Source organism: uncultured Streptococcus sp. (assembly GCF_963536705.1).
Taxonomy (GTDB): Bacteria; Bacillota; Bacilli; order Lactobacillales; family Streptococcaceae; genus Streptococcus.
In genome coordinates this window covers 16,827-38,701 of the sequence record NZ_CAUTAP010000015.1, presented here as the reverse complement: position 1 = coordinate 38,701, position 21,875 = coordinate 16,827, and the positions used below count along the sequence as shown (strand labels likewise).

Genomic DNA, 21,875 nt, shown 5'->3' with positions numbered 1-21,875 from the left:
GGTGTTTGAAAAATGAAAAATAGATTGCTATTTTTAGAAGGTTCAAGCTTGACCTCACGAGAAACTTTGACAGTTTTGTTGAAAGAAGGCTATAAAATTGATGTATTATCTCCTGGAAGATTTTCCATTGCACACTTCAGTCGTCTAACCCATAGAGTTCCGATAGTTGATGTGAACCGTTTTCCTGTAGATTATTTGAGACAGGTTAGTCAGTTGCTTCATAAAACCAATTACAAGGCCATTTTGCCAACACATGAAGAAGGCTGGTTATTGGCAAATGGGAAACAATTTTTGCCTCAATCGCTACCAATCGCCCTTGCTAATAAAGAGCAGTTTGAAAAGTTAGCTGGAAAGATTGCTTTTGCTGAAACTGCGGATTTATTAGGACTTCCCACACCTAAGTGGGAGTACGTGAAAGATGCAGACTCTATACTGTTAGACTATCCTTATTGGCTGAAAGCAGATTATGGTACTGCCGGTCGCTCGGTTTATAAGATTTCAAGTAAGAAAGATTTGGCTGAAGTGGCGAGCAAATTAACAGCGAGTGATGAGGAATGGATGGTTCAGCAAGACATAGTTGGAGACTATGGTCAGGTTCAAGCAGTGTTTGATCATGGAGAATTACTCGCAGTGCATTCTAGCGTAAAAGTAGGTTCTGGCGCGGGTGGTTCGGCTGCGGCAAGATTAAGCATAGAATCTAAAAGAACGAGAGAGCATGTCGAAAAATTAGGACAATATATACACTGGCATGGTTGCCTAACCCTAGATTTTATACGTAGGGGAGACCAATTTTACTATATAGAGTGTAACCCTAGAATGGTAGAGCCTGCTAACGCCTATAAAGCAGGAGTTAATTTTCCAAAAATCATGATAGAACTAGCAAGTCACAGCTACGCTAAATCTGAGGTCATTCTTGGTCAAGCAGGTGTTGAGACGCATAGTCTGATGGCTTTGATTATTGGAACAGCTGAAAAGACGAAAAGTAGAAGAAAAATATTGCAGACAATAAAGTACTGGCTTTTAAGACGTGATAGTGAAGAAGTGTTGACACCTGTCTGGAAGGATTTGCCGAGCATTATACCTCTTGTGACAATTATACTTCGTTTATTGCTAAAACCTAAGAGCGTTGAAAATCTGGTTAATCAGACTGTTAAACATTATAGTGTTGAGTCAGCCACTGTAAAAAATATTGAGCAAAAGAATTAGTTTATTCAGAGGAGAAAATATGAAACCAATTATTTCCATCATCATGGGCTCAAAATCCGATTGGGCAACCATGCAAAAAACCGCCGAAGTGCTAGATCGCTTCGGAGTTGCCTACGAAAAGAAAGTTGTCTCTGCCCACCGCACGCCTGACCTCATGTTTAGACATGCCGAAGAAGCCCGCAGTCGTGGCATTAAGGTTATCATCGCAGGTGCTGGTGGTGCCGCGCATTTGCCAGGAATGGTAGCAGCCAAAACGACTCTACCTGTTATCGGTGTACCGGTCAAATCACGTGCTCTCAGCGGTCTGGACTCCCTTTATTCGATCGTTCAAATGCCAGGTGGTGTGCCTGTGGCGACAATGGCTATCGGTGAAGCGGGAGCGACAAACGCGGCCCTCTTTGCCCTCCGTCTCCTGTCAGTAGAGGATCAGGCTATTGCGACAGCTTTGGCAGATTTTGCAGAAGAACAAGGAAAAATCGCTGAGGAGTCTAGCAATGAGCTCATCTAAAATTATCGGAATTATCGGTGGCGGTCAGCTGGGACAGATGATGGCCATTTCTGCTATCTACATGGGGCACAAGGTCATTGCGCTGGATCCTGCGGCGGATTGCCCAGCTTCTCGTGTGGCGGAAATCATCGTAGCTCCTTATAACGATGTGGACGCCCTCCGTCAGTTGGCGGAACGTTGTGATATCCTGACCTATGAATTTGAAAATGTTGATGCTGATGGTTTGGATGCCGTTATCAAGGATGGTCAGCTCCCTCAAGGGACGGACCTGCTCCGCATTTCTCAAAATCGTATCTTTGAAAAGGACTTTCTCTCAAACAAGGCCCAAGTCACCGTGGCACCTTACAAGGTCGTGACTTCTAGCCAAGACTTGGCGGATATTGACCTGTCGAAAAATTATGTCCTTAAGACTGCGACTGGTGGCTACGATGGGCATGGACAAAAGGTCATTCGCTCAGAAGCAGACTTGGAAGAAGCTTATGCGTTAGCCGACTCAGCAGACTGCGTTTTGGAAGAATTTGTCAATTTTGACCTTGAAATTTCCGTCATCGTGTCCGGAAATGGCAAGGATGTGACAGTTTTCCCAGTTCAGGAAAATATCCATCGCAATAACATCCTGTCTAAGACCATCGTCCCAGCTCGCATTTCAGAAAGTCTAGCTGACAAGGCCAAAGCTATGGCAGTGCGAATCGCAGACCAGCTTAACTTGTCTGGAACCCTCTGCGTGGAAATGTTTGCGACCGCTGATGACATCATCGTCAATGAGATTGCCCCACGACCACACAACTCTGGGCACTACTCTATCGAAGCCTGCGACTTCTCGCAGTTTGACACCCACATTCTTGGTGTTCTCGGAGCACCATTGCCAGTCATCCAACTGCATGCGCCAGCCGTTATGCTCAATGTTCTCGGCCAGCATGTCGAGGCCGCTGAAAAATATGTCACAGAAAATCCAAGCGCCCACCTCCACCTGTATGGTAAAATAGAAGCGAAGCACAACCGCAAAATGGGGCATGTGACTTTGTTTAGTGATGTGCCGGATAGTGTGGTTGAGTTTGGGGAGTAAGACAGGACCCCAGTTATAAGGTCCGTCGTCTTACCCCTGCAAAGTTGACTAGGCTTGTCGTAGCTGATAAAGTCAGCAAGAGAAGTCAGTCAACTACTGCTAGAAGGGATTGATTTTTAGTGGACAAGTTTTTTACAACTGAACATGGTTATTTTAATTGGCAATCTATAGTAGCAATTGTAGGGATTTTAGGTTTTTTATGGGGGATTTATGTTTATACTGATAAACTAAAATCGAAACAAAAAGAACAAAAAATACAAAGTCAAGTACAAAAACAAGAAAAATTAACGGAACCTTATAACGAGTTAATCAGGATAATATCTTTATTTCCTAATAAAACGCCCTATGATGTTATGACTAACCTACCGTTTCCCCCAGTATTTAATCGTGAAGATTTTGATACGGTAAATAGAATTTTAGAAATTCAGATTCAGGAAGATTTTAAAAAGCGATTGGAGCGAGAAAATCTTAACTATCAAGATGAAGAAGATATAAAAACGGAGATTAGGAATAGAGAATACTGTATTAGAGAAATAGAGAAAATTAAGAATCAGTATTTTTTAGCTAAGAAAGAATATGAACAATTTAGAAGTAACGTTAAGATTATTGAACTGTATGCCAGTCAAAACGTAAAAAATTGCTTAGCCAAGTTTGATGTTACTTGGCACAACGCTTTTATTGCAGGTAGACCTTTAGAATATAACGATGGTAGAAACAATAAATTGGATGATATTCGTTGGAAACTTGAACAAGCCGTAAGAGCTGACCTAGGTATTATTTAAAGGGGAGAGATTGATATGATTCAAATCATCGTTAATGCTTTTGTTGAAAAGGATAAGACTGGAGCAGTCGTCGAAGTCTTGTTTGCTAGTAGCAATCACGAAAAAGTGAAAGCCAAGTATGAAGAACTAGTTGCTCAATATCCTGAAAACTATTTGGTGATTTATGATTTGCCATTGGATACTGATTTGAACACACTAGATCACTATCCATCTGTGTTTATTGGGAAAGAGGAGTTTGAGTAATCATGGAATTATTTTAACAGAAGTGAGGGAATATGGATTTAACGAATGAGCGTATTGATGCTCTCAAAAATCAGTTTAAAATTGATGAGATTTTGCAATCTATTGGTTATTGTTTTATTAAAATTTTAGGTCAAGGAGGTCAAGGTGTAGTAGTTTTGACAAAAGATAGTACTGGTATCGAAAAAGCTGTTAAAATTATGAAAATACCAACTTCTAGAGGACGTGCAAATAGGGCAAAAATTGAGAGACTAAAAAATGATATTGAATTTTGTTCACAGTATAATCATGAAAATGTTATTAAGTATCATTTACATGGAGAATATCCAAATGACGGACAAATAGCTCAATTCTTATATGCAGTAATGGATTATTTCCCCAAAAATCTTAGGGATGTAATAGATGAATCAGAAAATTATTCACCAGAACAAAGATTAAATTATTTAATTCAATTATCAAAGGGCATAAACGCTGCTCATGATAAAGGAATAATTCATAGAGATATCAAGCCAGAGAATATTCTAATAAGAAATGAAAATTTGGTTTTAAGTGATTTTGGAATTGCGCATTTTCAAGGATCTGATTTAACTGTTGCAGAAGATTTATTAGTAAATAGAAATTATTTATCACCAGAACAAAAGAAAATTGGAGAAGCCCTTAACATTACATTTGCGTCAGATGTGTATTCTTTTGGTTTGATTGTTAATGAATGCTTCACTGGAGAAAATCCAGCTGGGTCAGAATATAAGCGTATTTGGCATACTTATCCTTATCTCTTTGAATTAGATAAGTTAGTCGATAGATTAATTAATCCGTCCCCGGACTCAAGGCCATCAAGTGACAGTGTTCGTATGGATTTGAAGCTTTTAAAAGCTGAATTAGATAGCGAAAAAGAAGATCTACAACATGTAAATACTGGCGGACATGAGATTGAAGATAAAGACAGAATTTTAAAGATATCAAGTGAGGATTTAATTTTTTCACAGTTCGTTTTGAACGATCTTTCAAATGAAAGTTTGAAAGAATTGAATTTTAATTACCATTGTTCGATTAATTATAGTGTCACAGATGAATTGCACTCTAACTTTCTACTCCAACAAATAATGGATAAATGTGAGGCTACTTTTTCGTATGAGAGTGTTCACTATCTCTCTAATAAATTATATGCACCTCTTGATATTTTTAATAATCCAGAAGATATATCTTTATTTGAAGAAATGAGGGGAATCTTGTTATCTATAAAGGGTGACAAAGTTATATCTGGAAAAATTTTAAAATTTTTTAGTTCTTGTAGTAATGATCATTGTAAGAAAATATTGAGTGATACTGATAATATTATTCAAAACACCAAGGAAAATATAGTTGGGGTTCCAATTCTACATTTAATCAATCATTTAAGAGAAAATAATTTTAAGTGGAATCTATCAGGGAAATTTTATGATAAAATCAGGTTGGATTGGACAAATTATAAAGGTGAATTAAAAGACATCCCTTTAGAACTACCCCTTTTTAAAAGAGACCTAGCTTTTTATCAGCATAGGAAGGATAAGATATTGAAAGTTTTGGAAACGATTCGTTCCCAATTTACTATGGATTATTATGAAACTGATTCTAAAAACTATTCATTGAAGTTTGATAATCAGTCTAATCCAGGGGTATTTCAGTATTTTAAGGATTATTGTTTATCAAAAACAAAAAAAGGCTCTATATTTGAAGCGGATGTTTCAGACTTATTTAAAAATATTAGAACTAATGATGAAGAAGGGATAGTGGAATTAGTAATTTCTACAGATTTTGATGTAAAAATTACATTGTCTAAAATTTTTATAGATAATTATAGTGAGGAATAAAATCATGATTAACCGTTATTCTCGCCCTGAAATGGCGAACATTTGGACTGAAGAAAATAAATACCGTGCTTGGCTTGAGGTGGAAATCTTGGCTGACGAGGCATGGGCTGAATTGGGAGAAATCCCTAAGGAAGATGTGGCTTTGATTCGTGAAAAAGCGGACTTTGACATCGACCGTATTTTGGAAATCGAGCAGGAGACTCGTCACGATGTGGTTGCCTTTACACGTGCGGTTTCTGAGACTCTTGGCGAAGAGCGCAAGTGGGTGCACTATGGCCTGACCTCGACCGATGTGGTGGATACGGCCTACGGCTACCTCTACAAGCAGGCTAATGATATCATTCGTGAGGATCTGCGTCGCTTCACCGACATCATTGCGGAGCGGGCGCGGGAGCATAAGTTCACCATCATGATGGGACGGACCCACGGGGTGCATGCGGAGCCGACGACCTTTGGTCTTAAGCTTGCGACCTGGTACAGCGAAATGAAGCGCAATATCGAGCGTTTCGAGATTGCGGCTGCGGGTGTGGAAGCTGGGAAAATCTCTGGTGCGGTTGGGAACTTTGCCAATATTCCACCATTTGTGGAAAGCTATGTCTGTGAGAAATTAGGTATCCGTCCGCAAGAGATTTCGACTCAAGTATTGCCACGTGACCTCCACGCTGAATACTTCTCAGCTCTAGCCTTGATTGCGACGTCTATTGAGCGTATGGCGACCGAGATTCGTGGTCTGCAAAAATCTGAGCAGCGTGAGGTGGAAGAATTCTTTGCCAAGGGGCAAAAAGGATCTTCAGCTATGCCTCACAAACGTAATCCAATCGGCTCTGAAAATATGACTGGTCTGGCGCGTGTCATTCGTGGCCACATGGTGACAGCCTTTGAGAATGTCTCTCTCTGGCATGAGCGCGACATTTCCCACTCATCTGCTGAGCGGATCATCGCTCCGGACACGACCATTCTCATTGACTACATGCTCAACCGCTTCGGTAATATCGTCAAGAACTTGACCGTCTTCCCAGAAAACATGAAGCGCAACATGAACTCAACCTTTGGTCTTATTTTCAGCCAGCGGGCTATGTTGACCCTGATTGAAAAAGGAATGACGCGGGAGCAGGCTTATGACTTGGTGCAGCCAAAGACTGCCCAATCTTGGGACAATCAAGTAGACTTCAAGCCTCTGCTTGAAGCGGATCCAGAAGTCACTTCTCGTCTGACTCAGGAAGAGATTGATGAAATCTTCAATCCAACTTACTACACCAAGCGCGTGGATGAAATCTTCAAGCGCGTGGGGCTGGATTAAACAAAAAAATAGGCGCTTCTTAGGAAGTGCCTATTTGCTTGTTCTTAAATTTGACTGGCCAGCTGCCCGATTTTCAGCAGCATTTTTTGGCGTTCTTGGTCTGTTTTGCGTTCTACTCCGTTGAGCTCGGTCAGTTTGACTGGAGAAATGCCACAAAGTTTCAGTATTTGATTTTTAAGCACCTTGCCGTAGTCTTGGACGAAAGGAAGAGCAAAACCTGGTGTGTTGTGGCTGACGATAATCCAGCCGGTCTTGCCTTGCAGGTGGCCTTGGAGTCCGACTTTCTTATAAGAGTAGGCGAAGTCAGCCGCAAAGACACGATCGATAAAGCCTTTGAGAATGGCCGGCATGCCGCTCCACCAGATAGGGAAAATGAAAATCAGGTGGTCTGCCCAAGTGATCAAATCTCGGTATTTGGCCATTTCAGGGTCTTTGTGCAGGTCACGACGTCTATGTTCTTGGTCAAAGCGCAAGATTGGGTCAAAGTTTTCAGCATACAAGTCCAAGGTTTTCACCTCGTGCTTCTTAGAAAGATTGCTTTGAACTTCTTTGAGAATAGCAGCATTGAAGCCAGTTGGGCTGGGGTGGGTGTAAATAATCAAGGTTTTCATGATCGTTCTCCTTTGATATAAATGTCAAGCATGTGCTCGATCGTGTTTTGGATGGCTTGAGGATCAAGGTCTTGTCCGATAGGACTGTTGGCCAGAACGGCTAGGCCTGTGATAAAGCTCCAAAAGTGAAAAAGGCTTTCCGCTTCGCTATTGCTAAAATTCTCCTCCTCGCGAAGCTTTAAAACAAGCTCCTTAAATTTATCAAATCCAGGCAAATCGGACTCCAAGAGAATGGTGTCCTGGGTCACCTTCATATATTTAAAAGGGAATTTGATAAAGAGAGCTTCGAAGAAATAAGGGTAGGTCTTGGCAAAAATAATGAAATTAAGACCAAGCTGGGTCAGCTGTTCACGCGCAGAACCTGTCGCATCAATATTTTCATTGATTTCCTGATTGAGAAACAGCGAAAGCTGGGTCAAAACCACCTTGAGATAGCCTTCCTTGCTCTCAAAATGGCGGTAAGGGCTACCGTGAGTTACACCACAGGCCTTGGCAACAGTCCTGAGCGAAAGCTGTTCAATCCCATGTTTTTCGATTTCGTCAATCCCTGTTTGAATGAGCTGTTCTTTCAGCTGGGCAGTATTGCGTTTCATGTATCTCCTCCAAAAGTATACACTGTCTACTTATCTATCTTTAGTATACACTGTCTACTTTTTCTTGTCAACTAATTTGATGCTTTCTTCTAGTCTAGGATGTGGCAGAATTTGCTTTCGGTAAAATAAAATGTTAAAATAACATTAAAATGATAGCGCTTTCTTTTTAGGGTGGATTGCTCGTTGTAAAGAAACGCTGAGAAACGGAGGACACCTATGAAGAAAATTATCAACGATCCAACAGTGGTTGTGGACGAGATGCTGGACGGCTTGGCCTATATTCACAGCGATTTGGTTTATCGGGTGGAGGGCTTTGATATTATTGCCCGCAAGAGTGAGAAGACAGGCAAGGTTGGCTTGATTTCTGGCGGTGGCAGTGGTCATGAGCCTTCCCATGCTGGCTTTGTCGGTGAGGGCATGCTGTCGGCCGCTATCTGCGGAGCGGTCTTTACTTCACCAACACCAGACCAGGTCTTGCAGGCTATCAAGGAAGCAGATGAGGGAGCTGGGGTCTTCATGGTGATTAAGAATTACTCCGGTGACATCATGAACTTTGAAATGGCTCAGGAAATGGCTGAGATGGAAGGGATTGAGGTGGCTAGTGTCGTCGTAGATGATGATATCGCAGTGGAAGACAGCCTCTATACCCAAGGTCGCCGCGGAGTGGCTGGCACCATTCTTGTCCATAAGATTCTAGGGAATGCGGCGCGTGCAGGCAAATCTCTGACTGAAATCAAGGCTCTGGCTGATGAGCTGGTCAAACATATTCACACGGTTGGCTTGGCTCTGAGCGGGGCAACCGTACCGGAAGTCGGCAAGCCTGGTTTTGTTTTGGCTGATGATGAGATAGAGTTCGGTATTGGCATCCATGGTGAGCCAGGCTATCGCAAGGAAAAGATGCAGCCGTCTAAGGACTTAGCTAAAGAATTGGTCGAAAAACTCAGTCAGTCCTTTGAGCTCAAATCTGGCAAAAAAATTGGTATCCTCATCAATGGTATGGGGGCAACACCGCTCATGGAGCAGTATGTCTTTGCGGCAGATGTAGCAAATCTCCTGGCAGATGCTGGAGTCGAAGTTGTTTACAAAAAGCTGGGTAATTACATGACCTCCATTGATATGGCGGGGATTTCTCTGACCTTTATCCAGCTGGACCAGCCAGACTGGCTGAAAGCTCTCAACAGTCCTGTCACAACAGCCGCTTGGTAAGGAGGTGCTTATGGACGCAGCAAGAGCAAAAAAATGGATGCAGTTGTTCAACGAGAAGATCCAGGACCAGAAAGTCTATCTGTCTGATCTCGACACTCCCATCGGCGACGGTGATCATGGCGCCAATATGGCCAGGGGAATGGCGGCAGCAGTAGAGAGTCTAGCTGCTAAGGACTTTGCCAGTGCGGCTGAGGTTTTTCAGGCTGTTTCTATGCAGCTGATTAGCAAGGTCGGCGGTGCTTCCGGACCTCTCTATGGCTCAGCTTTCATGGGTATGGCCAAAGCTGAAAAAGACGGCAAAGACTTGTCAGAAGTCATCCAAGCTGGGCTGGACATGATTCAGAAGCGGGGCAAGGCTGTGCCGGGTGAGAAGACCATGGTGGATGTCTGGTCGGGGCTTCCCATTTCTCTGCAGTCCGGAGACTTGACGCGTGAAATGATTGGTTCCCTAGTGGAAGCGACTAAGGATTTGAAGGCGACCAAGGGGCGGGCTTCCTATGTCGGTGAGCGCTCTATCGGTCATATCGATCCCGGTTCGGCTTCATCTGGTCTCCTCTTTGAGGCTCTTCTAGAAACGGAGGCAGGCTGATGGCAGATACTGGCATTCTTATCATTTCCCATTCCAAAAACCTGGCCCAAGGCTTGTTTGACCTCATTTCGCAGGTGGCGGCAGATGTGGCCATCAGCTATGTGGGCGGGTTGGACGACGGTAGCATTGGGACCAGCTTTGAAGGGATTCAGGCAGCTTTAGATGCCAATGACAAGGACACTATTTTGGCCTTTTTCGATCTGGGTTCGGCTCGGATGAATCTAGAAATGGTCGCAGACTTTTCTGACAAGGAAATCATTATCAATAATGTTCCTTTGGTAGAGGGCGCTTATACGGCTGCTGCCCTTCTTCAGGCTGGGGCAGATTTGCCTAATGTTTTGCTTCAGGTCCGTGAATTAGAAATAAAGAAATAGCCGTTTTTCTAAAGACTTGATAAACGATTTTATTTGCAAAATGAAGAACATTTTATATCAAAAAGCTGGGATTTAATCCCAGCTTTTTGCTTTATCCTTGTACCAATTTTCAGGGAAATAGCCAGTATTTCTTAATTTTTTCTTCTTTAAATTGATTAAAAATAGGACAAATTTATAGTCTGTGTTTAATTTTTGACACTATTCGCTTTTTAATGAACAAAAGTTTTTAGAATGGATTGCAAATTGGTATAGATAGACTTATAATAGATATAAGTACACAAGATGAAACAAAAAACGACAGCCGATTAGAAGCCATCGTTTTCAATCTTAGTGGTCCCGATTGCAGGAAATGAACTTAATCTTGAAGAAGTCACCGCGTTTGTAAGTTTCGCTGTACTCTAAGATCTGTCCAGTGCTTTCCAGCTGGGTAATCTTCACCTGATGAACGGTCGGGAAGTTGGTATCAACTTCCAGTACTTTCGCAACATCTTTTGGTGTTGGGAAGACAATTTCATTGGTTTCTTCAAAATGCTCATCATTCATGTGAATGTGGTAGTCAGTTTTGAAGCGGTTGTAGATAGAGCTGTAGTAGTCCATATCTGGATAGTTAGGATTGATGTACTGCTCAGGTATATAGGTTTGGTGATAGATATAGACTTTATCGCCAGTCCGTCTGATCCGGTCAATCTTATAGTAGAACTGCGTTGGTGCTAGTTCTAGCTTATCCAAGATTTTTAGGTCATTCCCGCGTTTAATGGAGAGAACAGTCACCTTATCTTTTTGGATAGGGAAGGTCTCAACGTCAGAAAATTCCACCAGTTTGTGCTTTCTTGCACGTGAAACGAAGGTTCCCTTGCCTTGCTGGCGGATGATGTAACCATCATTGGCCAGTTCATTCAAAGCGCGGACAACAGTAATGGAGCTGACATTAAACATCTGAATCAGCTCAGCCTCTGTGTAAAACTTATCGCCATTTTCAAATTTGCCAGAAATGATTTGCTGCTTGAGCTCATCTTTGATTTGTTGGTATTTTGGAATAGCCATTTTGTTCACCTCTCTTTTTTTACTTTTCTTACTTAAGATTTTAACATATTTTTAAAAAAAATGTTGACATTTATGCAAAAATTTATTATATTAATATTAATAAGAGATGAAAGCGGTTTTATAACCGAGGGAACATCAGATGGCAAGATTCAAAATTGGTCATTCCTTCTGTTTGGATGATCGGGAGTTTAAGATTTTATCGGGAGCCATTCACTATTTTCGGGTACAGCCTGAGGATTGGTATCATTCCCTTTATAATCTCAAAGCTCTGGGCTTTAATACAGTAGAGACCTATCTTCCCTGGAATATGCACGAACCCCAAAAAGGTGTCTTTGACTTCCAAGGGATTTTAGATATTGAGGCATTTTTACAGACAGCTCAGGATTTGGGACTTTATGCCATTATCCGCCCTTCGCCTTTTATCTGTGCGGAGTGGGAGTTCGGTGGTCTGCCTGCTTGGCTGCTCAATGAGAACATGCGCATCCGCTCATCAGATGAGGCCTTTCTGCGGGCTGTAGCCAGCTATTATGACGAGCTGCTGCCGCGACTGACTCCAAGGCTTCTGGACAATGGGGGAAATATCCTCATGATGCAGGTGGAAAATGAGTACGGTTCTTATGGGGAAGACAAGGCCTACTTAAGAGCAATCAGACAGCTCATGGAAGAACGAGGTGTAACCTGTCCGCTCTTTACTTCAGACGGACCTTGGCGGGCTACGCTTCAAGCGGGTACATTGATTGATGATGATGTCTTTGTGACAGGAAATTTCGGCTCCAAGGCAGATTACAATTTTGCTCAGATGCAGGAATTCTTTGACGAACATGGCAAAAAGTGGCCGCTCATGTGTATGGAGTTCTGGGACGGCTGGTTCAATCGCTGGAAAGAACCTATCATCAAGCGAGATCCAGACGAACTGGCTCAGGCTGTTCACGAAGTGCTCCAGCAGGGCTCAATCAATCTCTATATGTTTCATGGCGGTACCAATTTTGGCTTTATGAACGGCTGTTCGGCCAGAGGAGTCATTGACCTGCCACAGGTAACTTCCTATGACTATGATGCTCTACTCGATGAGCGAGGCAATCCGACGGACAAGTACTATACAGTCCAGAGGATGCTGAAAAAGTATTATCCAGAGTATCCGCAGATGGAGCCCTTGGTGAAAGAGTCTTTTGAGCTCAGGAATATTCCGCTCAGTCAGAAGGTTAGTCTCTTTGAGACACTGCCAGACTTGGCAGAGCCTATCGAAAGTCTCTATCCGATGAAGATGGAAGAGTTGGGGCAAAATGTCGGCTACCTGCTCTATCGGACTTGGGCTAGTTGGGATGCTGATCAGGAAAGGCTCCGTGTCATTGACGGTCGCGACCGTATGCAGCTCTATGTGGACGGTCAGCACATTTCAACCCAGTACCAGACAGAAATCGGTCAGGATATCATGGTGGACGGCCAGAAAAAGGCAGAGCACCAGCTTGACATTCTGATGGAAAATATGGGCCGGGTCAATTATGGGCACAAGCTACTGGCAGATACCCAGCAGAAGGGGATTCGTACGGGTGTCTGCAAGGATCTCCACTTCCTGCTTGACTGGCAGCATTATCCGCTTCCGCTGGACCATCCAGAAAAGATTGACTTTTCAAAAGGGTGGCAGGAAAACCAACCAGCTTTCTACGCTTTTGACTTTAAAATGAAAGCGCTTAAAGATACTTATCTGGATCTGTCCGACTTTGGCAAGGGCGTCGTCTTTGTCAATGGTGTCAGCATTGGCCGTTTCTGGAATGTCGGACCGACCCTATCGCTCTATATCCCGCACAGCCTGCTCAGAGAGGGCGACAATCGCATCGTTATCTTTGAGACAGAAGGGATCTACAGCGAAACCATTCACTTAGTTAACCAACCTACATTTAAAACAATAAAGGGGGAAAATCTATGACAATAGTAGGTGCACGTATCGATGGACGTTTGATCCATGGACAGGTAGCCAATCTTTGGACTACCAAGCTTAACATTTCACGCATTATGGTGATTGACGATGAGGTAGCTGAAAATGCTATCGAAAAGAGCGGGCTCAAGCTCGCAACGCCAGCTGGTGTGAAACTCAGTGTCTTGCCGATTGCTAAGGCAGCAGAAAATATCTTGGCCGGCAAGTATGATTCGCAGCGACTCTTGATTGTTGCTCGCAAGCCAGACCGCTTCCTGCGGTTGGTCGAAGCTGGTGTTCCGCTGGAAACGCTGAACGTCGGCAATATGTCTCAGTCAGACGAAACTCGCTCTATTACTCGCTCTATCAATGTGGTAGATGCAGATGTTGAAGCCTTTCACAAGCTTCATGAAAAAGGAGTAAAACTGACAGCGCAAATGGTTCCCAACGATCCGGTTGAGGACTTCATGAAGTTATTAAAATAAGACAAAATTTTAGGAGGACATTGTTATGATACAATGGTGGCAAATTTTACTACTCACTTTGTACTCAGCTTATCAAATCTGTGATGAGTTGACCATCGTTTCGTCAGCAGGATCCCCTGTATTTGCTGGATTCATTACTGGCTTGATTATGGGTGATTTGACGACTGGTTTGTTTATTGGTGGTAGCCTGCAATTGTTCGTTCTTGGTGTAGGAACATTTGGTGGGGCTTCTCGTATTGATGCGACATCAGGTGCCGTTTTGGCGACAGCCTTCTCTGTAGCACAAGGCATTAAGCCAGAGTTGGCTATTGCGACAATCGCAGTACCAGTAGCAACTTTGTTGACCTACTTCGATATCTTAGGTCGTATGACAACGACTTATTTCGCACACCGTGTGGATGCAGCCATTGAACGCTTCGACTATAAAGGTATTGAACGTAACTATCTCTTAGGTGCCCTTCCTTGGGCTCTGTCTCGTGCCCTCCCAGTCTTTCTGGCTCTGGCATTTGGTGGAGCATTTGTACAAGCGATAGTAGATGGTGTTGCTGGTGTGAAATGGCTGGCTGCAGGTTTGACACTGGCAGGTCGTATGCTTCCAGGACTCGGGTTTGCTATCTTGCTTCGTTACCTTCCAGTTAAACGTAATCTTCACTACTTAGCTCTTGGTTTTGGCTTGACTGCTATGCTGACTGTTCTTTACTCAAATATTCAAACTTTGGGTGGGGCTGTATCTAGTATTGTTGGAACTCTTCCAAAAGATGCTGCGATCACATTTGCCAACAACTTCAAAGGCTTGTCTATGATTGGTGTAGCTATCTTTGGTATCTTCCTTGCAGTACAGCATTTCAAATACAGCCAAAGAACAGTAGTTGCTGCTCCAGCTGCTAGCACAAACTCAGAAAGTGAGGAAATTGAAGATGACGAACTCTAATTATAAATTAACAAAAGAAGATTTTAAACAAATCAATAAACGCAGCTTGTTCACCTTCCAATTAGGCTGGAACTACGAGCGGATGCAAGGTTCTGGCTATCTCTATATGCTCTTGCCTCAGCTGCGCAAAATGTACGGAGACGGCACTCCAGAATTGAAAGAAATGATGAAATTGCATACGCAATTCTTCAATACATCACCTTTCTTCCACACTATTATTGCAGGTTTTGACCTAGCTATGGAAGAAAAAGACGGTGTTAAATCAAAAGATGCGGTCAATGGTATCAAGACAGGTCTTATGGGGCCATTTGCTCCTCTTGGAGACTCTATCTTTGGCTCTCTTGTGCCAGCCATCATGGGATCTATCGCTGCTACCATGGCTATCGCAGGCCAGCCTTGGGGAATTTTCCTTTGGATTGCTGTAGCAGTTGCTTATGATATTTTCCGTTGGAAACAGTTAGAATTTGCCTACAAAGAAGGGGTCAATCTCATTACCAACATGCAAAGCACTTTAACAGCTCTTGTTGAAGCGGCTTCTGTATTGGGTATCTTTATGGTGGGTGGTTTGATTGCTACTATGATCAACTTTGAAGTATCCTGGGTATGGAACATCGGTGAAAAAGCTATTGATTTCCAAGACATGATGAATCTGATTTTCCCACGTTTGATTCCAGCAGTCTTTACAGGCTTTATCTTCTGGCTCTTGGGCAAGAAAGGAATGAACTCTACTAAGGCTATCTTCATTATCATTATCATGGCAGTAAGCTTCTCTGCTATTGGCTATTTCCTGCTGGGACAAGTACCAGAGTAATGGAGTGATTTATGAGTAAGAAATTAGTTTTAGTCAGTCATGGTCGCTTTTGTGAAGAACTGAAAACAACTACGGAAATGATTATGGGGCCTCAGGAAGACATCCATGCAGTAGCCCTGCTTCCGGAGGAAGGTCCAGAAGACTTCGCAGCTAAATTCTTAGAAACGGTTAAAGATTTTGAGGATTACTTGGTTTTTGCGGATCTCTTGGGGGGCACTCCTTGTAATGTAGTCAGCCGCTTCATTATGGAAGGACAGGATATTGAGCTTTATGCGGGGGTCAATCTGCCCATGGTCATTGAGTTTATTAACGCTTCTTTGACAGGAGCAGAAGTCAGCTATCCATCCAAGGCAGCAGAGAATATTGTTAAGGTTAATGATGTTCTAGCGGGTCTAATGGATGATGAAGATGAATAAAAGCTTGAACAGCCACTTCTAGTTAGGTCAAGTCCTTGCGCTGTCAGCAGATGGGAGACTGATGATAGGTGAGGCCAAGCCACTGTGGTTGATTCAAGCATATTGGTCTAAGAGGAATTTGGGAGATGCCTCTTAGCCTAGGGAAATGGATAGTTCAGCATTGCAAAATGCAGTCGCTGTCTGGTTTGAAAAAGCTTGTTAAAAGCATAGTTCAAGTCTAGCCATCGTTGCGGGGGTGGGACAGCGAGCCGAAAATCTTGGATTTTCTGGATTTCTGTCCCACTTCCCCTTTTTTTAAAATAATGGAAAGGAATGAGAAAGAGAATGTTAGATTATTCACAGGAAGAATTGCAGCGTCTGGGGGCTGACATCACAACGAGAGAAATCTATCAGCAGCCTGGGGTTTGGCAGGAAGCCTTTGAACATTACAAGGCTCAAGCCGCAGACATCGCTGCTTTTCTGAAAAAAATCGAGGACAAACATGACTACATCAAGGTCATTTTTGCCGGAGCCGGCTCATCAGCCTATGTTGGAGATACCTTGACGCCTTATTTCAGGCAGATTTATGATGAGCGCAAATGGAATTTCAACGCCATCGCGACGACAGATATCGTGGCCAACCCCTTGGTGCATCTGAAGAGAGAAGTGCCGACAGTGCTGGTTTCCTTTGCCCGCAGCGGAAATTCTCCAGAAAGTGTAGCGACTGTGAACTTGGCCAAGCAGTTGGTAGATGACTTGTACCAGATTACCATTACTTGTGCTGCTCAAGGCAAGCTAGCCCAGCAGGCCCAAGGTGATGAAAAGAATCTTTTGCTCCTGCAGCCGGAAGCTTCTAATGATGCTGGCTTTGCCATGACTTCTAGCTTCAGCTCTATGATGCTGACAGCCCTTTTGGTCTTTGACCGGGCTGAACTAGACCAGAAGGAAGTCAAGGTTGCGGCTTTGATTCAGCTCAGTCAGGATGTTTTAGAACGCGTTGCAGATGTGCAGCAGCTGGTTGATTTGGATTTCAGTCGGGTCATTTATCTAGGGGCAGGGCCTTTCTTTGGTTTGGCACATGAAGCCCAGCTCAAGATTTTAGAGCTGACAGCCGGCCAAATTGCGACCATGTACGAAAGTCCAGTCGGTTTCCGGCATGGGCCTAAGTCGCTGATTAACCAAGACACAGTCGTTCTGGTCTTTGGTTCGGCAGATGCCTATACCAAGGCTTATGATTTGGACTTGGTGAAGGAAGTGGCTGGTGACGGGATTGTCCGTAGACTGGTCTTGCTGACTGGCCGGGAGGAGCAGTTGGAAGAAGTCGAGCAAGTAGTGCTAAGTACCCAAGAGCCTCTGGGAGATAGCTATCGCATCTTCCCTTACATCGTCTATGCTCAGCTCTTTGCCCTCCTGACCTCGCTCAAGGTCAAGAACCGTCCAGACACACCGTCTCCGACAGGAACAGTCAATCGTGTAGTACAAGGAGTTATCATTCACCCTTTTGGGGAGTAAGAGAAGGAAAAGTTATGGAGAAATTACAAATCAGCCACAAAAAAGTGAGCCATTTGAAAAAACTATCAGATGAACAGGGGATTATCGGGGCTTTGGCCATTGACCAACGTGGATCGCTCAAGAAAATGCTGGCCAGCGGAGAACACTCGCCTTCTGGTGACCAAGCTCTGGTTCAGTTTAAAGAATTAATCTCTAGTCAGCTGACGCCCTATGCCAGCTCTATCCTGCTGGATCCGGAGTTCGGTCTGCCGGCAGCTGAGCTGCGGGATGCGTCCTGTGGGCTGATAGTAGCCTATGAAAAGACTGGCTATGATGCGACAGCCGAGGGCCGCCTGCCGGACTTGCTGCCTAACTGGTCAGCTAGTCGCATCCGAGACATGGGCGCAGATGCCGTCAAGGTCTTGATTTACTATGATGTGGACGACAAACCAGAAATCAACGATATCAAGCAGGCCTGGGTTGAGCGCGTGGGCAGTGAATGCTTAGCTGAGGATATTCCCTATTTTCTGGAGATTCTGACCTATGATGCTAAGAGTGACAGTGTTTTGGACGCTAACTATGCCAAGCTTAAGCCGCACAAGGTCAATGAGGCAGTCAAGCTCTTTTCAGATCCCCGTTATCATGTAGACGTCTTAAAGGTTGAAGTGCCGGTCAATATGAACTTTGTCGAGGGTTTCACCAAAGAAGGAGTTGAGCCAGTCTACAGCGTGACGGAAGCCCGAGATTTCTTTAAAGAACAGTCAGATGCGACACACTTACCTTTCATCTTCCTCAGCGCTGGTGTCAGTGCCGAGCTTTTCCAAGAAACGCTGCGACTAGCCCATGAAGCGGGCTCACAGTTTAACGGAGTTCTGTGCGGACGAGCTACCTGGAAGGATGCAGTTTCTGTCTTTGCCCAAGAGGGAGCTGCAGCAGCTCAAGTATGGCTGGACGAGACAGGCCGTCAGAATATCGAGGATCTTAATCAAGTCTTGCGCCAAACAGCTGTGTCTTGGGCGGACAAGCTTGACCTGCCTTTTGAAGACAGGACTTGGCAAGTTCGTGATTTTTAATAGGATAGATAAAAGAGGTTTGATATGAAATCTTACCGAGAATCCATTTTTGGCAAGCTGGGAGGTCAGGAGATTCTGGCTTATACTTTTGAAAACGATCGAGGCTATCGTCTGACAGTCATGAACTACGGAGCGACCGTCATCCAGTATATCACTCCTGATAAAAATAATCACTTTGACAATATCGTCGTTGGCTTTGATCAGTTTGAGGATTATATTGGGAACAGTCCTAAGCACGGAGCCAGTATTGGTCCAGTCGCTGGACGTATTGCCAGTGCAACTTTTGAGCTGAATGGCCAGACCTTTCAGCTAGAGGCAAATAATGGCCCAAACTGCAACCATAGTGGCTCCAGCGGCTGGGACAGTAGCGTTTTTGAAGTAGAGGAAGTCAGTAATGACGGACTTACCTTTTATACAGAGCGGACTGACGGAACTGGCGGTTTTCCTGGTAATCTGAAAATCTGGGTTTCCTATACCCTGACAGAGAAGGGCGAGCTGGAAATCTCCTATCAAGTGCAGACAGATCAGGATACCTTGGTCAATCCGACCAACCACAGCTATTTCAACCTGTCTGGTCGTTTCAATCAGCCCATTGATGATCATATCCTACAGCTCAATACTGATGGTGTTTATCCTATCGCAGCTGACGGCCTTCCTGAAAAAAAGGCTGATGCAGAGCGCGACTTTGTCAAGAAGCTGACCAAGGGCGCTGCCCTTAAAGAAATTTTCGATGCGCTTGACGAGCAAATCCAGCTGGTATCTGGCTTGGATCATCCCTTTGCGTTAAAACCAAGCCGAGACCAGGCAGGCACGCTCTATCATCCAGCATCGGGCCGCCGCCTGACCATTCAGACTCAGGCTCCCTGCCTCGTGATTTATTCAGCGAATTGCGTGGATGATTCTATTCGGTTTGACGGACAGCCTATGATTCAGCATAATGGCTTGGCTCTGGAAGCTCAGGCCCTGCCGGATGCCATTCACAGTAGCCAGCAGTCAGATGTCATTCTCAAGGCCGGTCAGATTTTTACCAGCAGGACAGTGTATTTTGCTGATGTAAAAGCAACTTTATAAAGAAACAATCGCGAAAGAGCACAGAAAACGGCAGTACCTCCTTCTGCCGTTTTTCTTTGTCCAGTTTTCAGAGACTATGTTTCCATAAGTAGCTAATTTAAGCAAGTAAAAAGCCTCCACAATCAAAAGCAAAATCTTTTTTGCTAACTGAATTTTACTTTAAGTTTTTCTTAAGCTAAGGCTGCTATACTTATTTTTATCAAATGAAGCCCCCTAACTTTGTTTGATAATCCTAAACTTTTTCATAATAATCTCCCATAAAGGCCACCCAATCCGGTGGTCTTTTTTTGCTCAAATTTTAGAATAAGACAGGATGTTTATCGGATTGTAACTCAAATGTTAAATTTTAAAGGATACGTTATACAAAGTTAAGGTTTCTTTAAGTTAGGGGCAGTATACTATGAGTATCAAATGAAGACCTCCTAACTTTATTTGATAGAAATCCTAAACTTTTTCATAATAATCTCCCATAAAGGCCACCCAATCCGGTGGTCTTTTTTTGTGTTCAGACGCGAATTAGATTTGCTTCCTCTGCCTTATTTTCTGCTATAATAGTTCTATGAGTAGAATTTTAGATAATGAATTAATGGGTGATGAGGAATTAGTGGAGCGCACCTTGCGTCCCCGGTATTTACAGGAGTATATCGGCCAGGACAAGGTCAAGGACCAGCTGAAGATTTTTATTGAAGCGGCTAAGCTGAGGGATGAGGCGCTGGACCATACCCTGCTTTTTGGCCCTCCAGGTCTGGGGAAGACGACCATGGCCTTTGTCATTGCCAATGAACTAGGCGTTAATCTCAAGCAAACTTCAGGTCCGGTGATTGAGAAATCTGGTGATTTGGTTGCGATCTTAAATGACCTTGAGCCGGGTGATGTCCTCTTTATAGATGAGATTCACCGCTTGCCAATGGCAGTAGAGGAAGTGCTGTACAGCGCTATGGAAGACTTTTACATCGACATTATGATTGGCTCGGGCGAGACCAGTCGCAGTGTCCATCTGGATTTACCGCCTTTCACTCTGATTGGAGCGACCACTCGGGCAGGCATGCTGTCCAATCCTCTGCGGGCTCGCTTTGGAATTACTGGTCACATGGAGTATTATGAAGCTGGCGACTTGACGGAAATCGTCGAGCGGACGGCAGAGATTTTTGAGATGGCTATTACCCACGAGGCTGCGAAGGAGCTTGCTCTGCGTAGCCGAGGCACACCGCGGATTGCCAATCGTTTGCTCAAGCGGGTCCGGGACTACGCGCAGATTATGGGCGATGGCCTGATTGATGATAAGATAACCAATCAGGCTCTCTCTATGCTGGATGTGGATCAGGAAGGGCTGGACTATGTGGACCAGAAGATTTTGAAGACCATGATTGAAGTCTACGGTGGCGGTCCCGTGGGGCTGGGAACCCTCTCGGTCAATATTGCTGAAGAGCGCGAAACTGTTGAGGACATGTATGAGCCTTACCTAATTCAGAAAGGCTTTGTCATGCGAACTCGGACTGGGCGCGTGGCTACCCGTAAAGCCTATGAGCATCTAGGATATGAGTATATGAAGGAATGATGACAGAAAAGGAGATTTTAGACCGACTAGGTCAAGATCCAGACATCCGAGCGATTTTGGAAATTATTCGCAGTCTGGAGCTCAAGGATTCTTGGTTAGCGGCTGGATGTGTGAGGAATTTTATCTGGAATATGCTGTCAGAGCGACCAGGTTTTGACTCAGAGACGGATGTAGATGTCATTTTCTTTGATCCGAGTTATGCCGAGGCAGAGACGATAGAGCTGGAAGCCAAGCTCAAGGTAGACTGGCCACAGTATCGATGGGAGCTGAGAAATCAAGCCTATATGCACCGCCATAGTCCTGGAACAGCGCCTTATAAAAATGCTTGCGAAGCCATGAGTAAGTATCCTGAGCGTTGCACGGCTATCGGCCTGCGCTTGTTGGCAAATGACAAACTGGAACTTTTTGCTCCCTATGGTTTGGAGGATATCTTAAACTTTCAGGTCAGACCGACTCCTCATTTTCTTGAAAATAAGGAGCGCCAGCGTGTTTATACTGAGCGCTTGGCTAAGAAGAATTGGCAGAAACGCTGGTCGCAGCTGGAATATCACTATCCTGATAAACAGGTATAAGATAAGAGTAAAATGTTTAAGTTATTTTAAGGAAGTTTTAAGGAATGGATATTATACTATAATCAAGTTAAGAAATTAACTTAACTCCTAAAACTTTTTTCTTTTTAAAAAATAATCTCCCTACAAAAAGCCACCAAACGGTGGTTTTTTGCTATTTTCAGACATGAGAGGGACAGGGCTTGCCAGTTTTCAACTAGAATCAGG

General features: G+C 43.9%; 23 protein-coding genes. 20 read left to right on the top strand and 3 right to left on the bottom strand.

Translation table 11 applies throughout. From position 1 onward, the window contains the following. Positions 1–12 precede the first annotated feature (12 nt). The 7 genes from RWX26_RS08980 to purB all read left to right on the top strand — a co-directional run bounded on the left by RWX26_RS08980 (position 13) and on the right by purB (position 6,952). Entirely contained in the window at positions 13–1,206 is a 1,194-nt protein-coding gene (locus tag RWX26_RS08980; RefSeq protein ID WP_314581030.1) for an ATP-grasp domain-containing protein, read from the top strand. Positions 1,207–1,225: 19 nt separating this feature from the next. Further along, positions 1,226–1,714 (top strand): 5-(carboxyamino)imidazole ribonucleotide mutase, encoded by a 489-nt coding sequence (purE, locus tag RWX26_RS08975; RefSeq protein ID WP_314581029.1) that lies wholly within the window; start codon positions 1,226–1,228, stop codon positions 1,712–1,714. Next, a complete protein-coding gene (gene purK, locus RWX26_RS08970; RefSeq protein ID WP_314581027.1) occupies positions 1,701–2,780 on the top strand; it encodes a 5-(carboxyamino)imidazole ribonucleotide synthase in 1,080 nt (359 codons plus the stop codon). The genes purE and purK overlap by 14 nt, the downstream gene beginning before the upstream one ends. A 119-nt stretch (positions 2,781–2,899) precedes the next feature. Beyond that, positions 2,900–3,562: a hypothetical protein gene (locus RWX26_RS08965; protein WP_314581026.1), complete on the top strand. Its 663-nt coding sequence runs from the start codon at positions 2,900–2,902 to the stop codon at positions 3,560–3,562. Between the two features lie 15 nt (positions 3,563–3,577). After that, complete coding sequence (locus tag RWX26_RS08960) at positions 3,578–3,805, top strand: phosphoribosylaminoimidazole carboxylase (protein ID WP_314581025.1); 228 nt, start codon at positions 3,578–3,580, stop codon at positions 3,803–3,805. A gap of 32 nt (positions 3,806–3,837) precedes the next feature. Then, positions 3,838–5,652: a serine/threonine-protein kinase gene (locus RWX26_RS08955; protein ID WP_314581022.1), complete on the top strand. Its 1,815-nt coding sequence runs from the start codon at positions 3,838–3,840 to the stop codon at positions 5,650–5,652. Between the two features lie 4 nt (positions 5,653–5,656). Further along, the gene (gene purB / locus RWX26_RS08950) at positions 5,657–6,952 is read left to right on the top strand and encodes an adenylosuccinate lyase (RefSeq protein WP_314581019.1); all 1,296 of its coding nucleotides are present in this window, start codon (positions 5,657–5,659) and stop codon (positions 6,950–6,952) included. A 44-nt stretch (positions 6,953–6,996) separates the two neighbouring features. On the opposite strand, the gene RWX26_RS08945 is transcribed toward purB, so the two are convergent. After that, positions 6,997–7,563: an NAD(P)H-dependent oxidoreductase gene (locus tag RWX26_RS08945; protein WP_314581016.1), complete on the bottom strand. Its 567-nt coding sequence runs from the start codon at positions 7,561–7,563 to the stop codon at positions 6,997–6,999. Further along, the gene (locus RWX26_RS08940; protein ID WP_314581014.1) at positions 7,560–8,156 is read right to left on the bottom strand and encodes a TetR/AcrR family transcriptional regulator; all 597 of its coding nucleotides are present in this window, start codon (positions 8,154–8,156) and stop codon (positions 7,560–7,562) included. The genes RWX26_RS08945 and RWX26_RS08940 overlap by 4 nt, the downstream gene beginning before the upstream one ends. Before the next feature lie 216 nt (positions 8,157–8,372). Between RWX26_RS08940 and dhaK the strand changes: the two genes are divergently transcribed. Genes dhaK through dhaM form a run of 3 tightly spaced genes read left to right on the top strand, consistent with a single transcriptional unit; the run spans position 8,373 to position 10,325 of the window. Further along, positions 8,373–9,362 carry a dihydroxyacetone kinase subunit DhaK gene (gene dhaK / locus RWX26_RS08935; RefSeq protein ID WP_314581012.1) on the top strand — a complete coding sequence of 330 codons (990 nt, stop codon included), beginning with the start codon at positions 8,373–8,375 and terminating at the stop codon, positions 9,360–9,362. 10 nt (positions 9,363–9,372) lie between these two features. Further along, on the top strand, positions 9,373–9,951 hold the full coding sequence (gene dhaL, locus RWX26_RS08930; protein WP_111675122.1) for a dihydroxyacetone kinase subunit DhaL: 579 nt from the start codon (positions 9,373–9,375) through the stop codon (positions 9,949–9,951). Then, positions 9,951–10,325, top strand: coding sequence for a dihydroxyacetone kinase phosphoryl donor subunit DhaM (dhaM, locus tag RWX26_RS08925; protein ID WP_227965170.1), 375 nt, complete (start codon positions 9,951–9,953; stop codon positions 10,323–10,325). Before dhaL ends, dhaM begins: the two co-directional genes overlap by 1 nt. Positions 10,326–10,652: 327 nt before the next feature. Here dhaM and RWX26_RS08920 read toward each other — a convergent pair whose 3' ends face one another. Then, positions 10,653–11,369, bottom strand: a complete 717-nt coding sequence (locus RWX26_RS08920; RefSeq protein WP_002907683.1) for a GntR family transcriptional regulator — start codon at positions 11,367–11,369, stop codon at positions 10,653–10,655. A 139-nt stretch (positions 11,370–11,508) separates the two neighbouring features. Between RWX26_RS08920 and RWX26_RS08915 the strand changes: the two genes are divergently transcribed. The 10 genes from RWX26_RS08915 (at position 11,509) to RWX26_RS08870 (ending at position 21,671) form a co-directional block, all read left to right on the top strand. Then, a complete protein-coding gene (locus tag RWX26_RS08915; protein ID WP_314581005.1) occupies positions 11,509–13,296 on the top strand; it encodes a beta-galactosidase in 1,788 nt (595 codons plus the stop codon). Next, positions 13,293–13,769 carry a PTS system mannose/fructose/N-acetylgalactosamine-transporter subunit IIB gene (locus RWX26_RS08910; protein WP_002898809.1) on the top strand — a complete coding sequence of 159 codons (477 nt, stop codon included), beginning with the start codon at positions 13,293–13,295 and terminating at the stop codon, positions 13,767–13,769. The genes RWX26_RS08915 and RWX26_RS08910 overlap by 4 nt, the downstream gene beginning before the upstream one ends. Before the next feature lie 25 nt (positions 13,770–13,794). After that, a complete protein-coding gene (locus tag RWX26_RS08905; protein WP_314581002.1) occupies positions 13,795–14,700 on the top strand; it encodes a PTS mannose/fructose/sorbose/N-acetylgalactosamine transporter subunit IIC in 906 nt (301 codons plus the stop codon). Beyond that, entirely contained in the window at positions 14,687–15,511 is an 825-nt protein-coding gene (locus RWX26_RS08900) for a PTS system mannose/fructose/sorbose family transporter subunit IID (RefSeq protein WP_011836304.1), read from the top strand. Before RWX26_RS08905 ends, RWX26_RS08900 begins: the two co-directional genes overlap by 14 nt. A gap of 11 nt (positions 15,512–15,522) precedes the next feature. Continuing rightward, entirely contained in the window at positions 15,523–15,927 is a 405-nt protein-coding gene (locus RWX26_RS08895) for a PTS sugar transporter subunit IIA (RefSeq protein WP_002894390.1), read from the top strand. Positions 15,928–16,239: 312 nt separating this feature from the next. After that, on the top strand, positions 16,240–17,418 hold the full coding sequence (locus tag RWX26_RS08890) for an SIS domain-containing protein (RefSeq protein WP_314580999.1): 1,179 nt from the start codon (positions 16,240–16,242) through the stop codon (positions 17,416–17,418). A gap of 14 nt (positions 17,419–17,432) precedes the next feature. Next, a complete protein-coding gene (gene lacD / locus RWX26_RS08885) occupies positions 17,433–18,470 on the top strand; it encodes a tagatose-bisphosphate aldolase (RefSeq protein WP_223337843.1) in 1,038 nt (345 codons plus the stop codon). 24 nt (positions 18,471–18,494) lie between these two features. Then, positions 18,495–19,541 carry an aldose epimerase family protein gene (locus RWX26_RS08880; protein WP_223337842.1) on the top strand — a complete coding sequence of 349 codons (1,047 nt, stop codon included), beginning with the start codon at positions 18,495–18,497 and terminating at the stop codon, positions 19,539–19,541. A gap of 559 nt (positions 19,542–20,100) precedes the next feature. Continuing rightward, on the top strand, positions 20,101–21,099 hold the full coding sequence (gene ruvB, locus RWX26_RS08875; RefSeq protein ID WP_314580993.1) for a Holliday junction branch migration DNA helicase RuvB: 999 nt from the start codon (positions 20,101–20,103) through the stop codon (positions 21,097–21,099). Then, complete coding sequence (locus RWX26_RS08870; protein WP_314580990.1) at positions 21,096–21,671, top strand: nucleotidyltransferase family protein; 576 nt, start codon at positions 21,096–21,098, stop codon at positions 21,669–21,671. Before ruvB ends, RWX26_RS08870 begins: the two co-directional genes overlap by 4 nt. The last annotated feature ends 204 nt before the right edge of the window (positions 21,672–21,875 follow it).